3 protein-coding genes are annotated in these 2006 nt (G+C 36.1%); 2 read left to right on the top strand and 1 reads right to left on the bottom strand.

All coding sequences use genetic code 11. The annotated features are described in order from the left end of the window. Nucleotides 1-214: 214 nt before the first annotated feature. Complete coding sequence (locus HMPREF3144_RS05345; RefSeq protein WP_141742733.1) at nucleotides 215-844, bottom strand: hypothetical protein; 630 nt, start codon at nucleotides 842-844, stop codon at nucleotides 215-217. A 191-nt stretch (nucleotides 845-1035) separates the two neighbouring features. Between HMPREF3144_RS05345 and HMPREF3144_RS05340 the strand changes: the two genes are divergently transcribed. Beyond that, a complete protein-coding gene (locus tag HMPREF3144_RS05340; protein ID WP_141742732.1) occupies nucleotides 1036-1464 on the top strand; it encodes a hypothetical protein in 429 nt (142 codons plus the stop codon). Then, nucleotides 1454-1924 carry a hypothetical protein gene (locus HMPREF3144_RS05335; protein ID WP_141742731.1) on the top strand — a complete coding sequence of 157 codons (471 nt, stop codon included), beginning with the start codon at nucleotides 1454-1456 and terminating at the stop codon, nucleotides 1922-1924. Before HMPREF3144_RS05340 ends, HMPREF3144_RS05335 begins: the two co-directional genes overlap by 11 nt. Nucleotides 1925-2006 lie beyond the last annotated feature (82 nt).

The following is a 2006-nucleotide window of genomic DNA, read 5'->3' as shown; positions in this document are numbered from 1 at the left end:
TCCGGTATTTAACTGCTTTTATGCAAAAGTCTCCTTTTGTTTATATTGAAAATTAATAAAAAACAAAGCATAAGAAAGTCATACTGTATAAATAGTATGTTTTTGTTTGCTTGTTATAAAAGTGGTATTTTGATTTTGTCATGCTGATTTTAATCCGTATTGCTTAATTAAAAATAGTACCAAGGCTTTAAGGCTCGGCATAAAAATACTCTATTTATTCTTCTTCAAAATAAAATGATTTTCCATTGTGATAGATGGGAGCTCGTTCAAGCAATTCAAAGTCGTCGTCTTCAACCCACGCATCAGCCGTATTTATTTCTTGTTCTTCTAGGTCGTTGTAGCGACGACTGGGTACCATGCCATGGCCAAATACATGTGAAATAATCGTTTCTCTGAGGTATTGGGATAAATTGATTGAGTGGTGATCTGCTAGTTTCTGAAGATCTCTTTTAGTCTTTGATGGTAGTGCTAATTTGATAGGGAATATGTTTTTTCCAAGCTGAGGTACCCAATAAACAGGATCTTTGATTGGTATGTACTCGTGGTACTTGGCTAAGATGGGCTCTGTATATTGTTTTAAACGTAGGTCTTCCTGTTCTTTCTGATTGAGAATGTACTGACCGTAACAATGGCGGAAAAGAATGTTTCTTAGGTAGAAAGCCATCGTCTCTCCTTGATAGGAAGCAGTATCTTTTATCGCCTCCCCGACAAGACTTGGCACCCAAACTCTAATATGTGTATTGTTTTTTTCTAAAAAACTGAGATCGCCCGCAGATTCACGTAATGAAGATAGGGAGTCCACACGGTTGAGGGTAGGTTTTTTACTATTGAAACGCGGCCACATAATAAAACTTTTAAAAAATTAGTTTAATAATCAACTACATAATAACAGATCAAGAAGATCATGGATTGAGTGTTCTTAAGTGATTTTTAGCAATAAAAAAGTAGAGTATTTTTTATTTGGTTGTTTTTTACTTGTTATAAATAGCATGTTTTTGTTATTTATCTAGGGAATTGAATATTATGTGTTTAGCTGTGGAAAATATTCGTTTTTGTACTTGTAAGCAAGAACTTGATAAGGAAGATATTTCGATTGGTAAATGGGTGTATAAAAGAAGGGCTAAGAACTACGGCAAAGAAAGAATTGTTGGACTGCTAATTTGCACTGAGGAAATTGAGAAGCTTTTAAATATAGATAAAGATTCAGAGAAAAAAAATGCCAATTACTTTATGCAACTCTTAAAAGACCAGTCGGTATTTGATTTTGAAGTGAACTATCAGCTTGGGGACACTGTTTTTATCACATTGAAAAACTTCAGGGAGATAGAGCTCTGTTATTCAGAGGAGGGGTGGGGGCAGGAAAATATTAATGATCCATTTCAACCCACTAGTCGAGTGATGGGGGGTAAGATTGTCTCGAGTCTAAGGTTCAATAAATCATCAGAGACTGCTCATGAAAAATAAGATACTTAGCTCTATTCCAATGATACGATTGGTGTTTGTTTTAAGTTGTTTGTTTATGATTGTTGCTTGTGCGAGCAGTGGTCTTAGTAGATACGATATGCAACCGGGTCGTAAGGTAGATGAGTCTGCTTTGAACTTAAAGTTTCCGATGTGTTTGACCGTAGAGCCATCCTCTTTGCGCTTGACTGATACACCAGCTGGTAATGGATTAAGGACCATTATTTGGACAAGACGTGATGGAAGCACGAGAAAGGGTAAGTGGTATATGGCCACAACATCTAATACCGTCACTAATCCAACATTTGAACAAATTACTATCTACGTTGACTGGCTCACCATTAAGGATAATTTGGTCTTAAAGTCAATGGCGACATTATTATTTGTAGGAGCATTAACAGATGATGAGGATACGCCAAATAGGTTTTGGTCACTCTCTGAGTTTGAACCTTGCAAAGATTAAATATAAGTGGCTTTTACGGCAATCCATTCGCTGGAGTGTAAGTATGTTTCGGTATTTGTCAAGATAGTTGTCACTCATACAT

Origin of the sequence: Oligella sp. HMSC05A10, assembly GCF_001808335.1 — a bacterium.
Taxonomy (GTDB): Bacteria; Pseudomonadota; Gammaproteobacteria; order Burkholderiales; family Burkholderiaceae_B; genus Oligella; species Oligella urethralis.
Note: the sequence above shows the minus strand (reverse complement) of the source record. Positions and strands in the feature narration are given on the sequence as shown.

Excerpts from the sequence above, each read along its gene's own strand:
- HMPREF3144_RS05335 (WP_141742731.1), top strand. The coding sequence starts at position 1,454 with ATGAAAAATAAGATACTTAGCTCTATTCCAATGATACGATTGGTGTTT.
- HMPREF3144_RS05345 (WP_141742733.1), bottom strand. The coding sequence starts at position 844 with ATGTGGCCGCGTTTCAATAGTAAAAAACCTACCCTCAACCGTGTGGAC.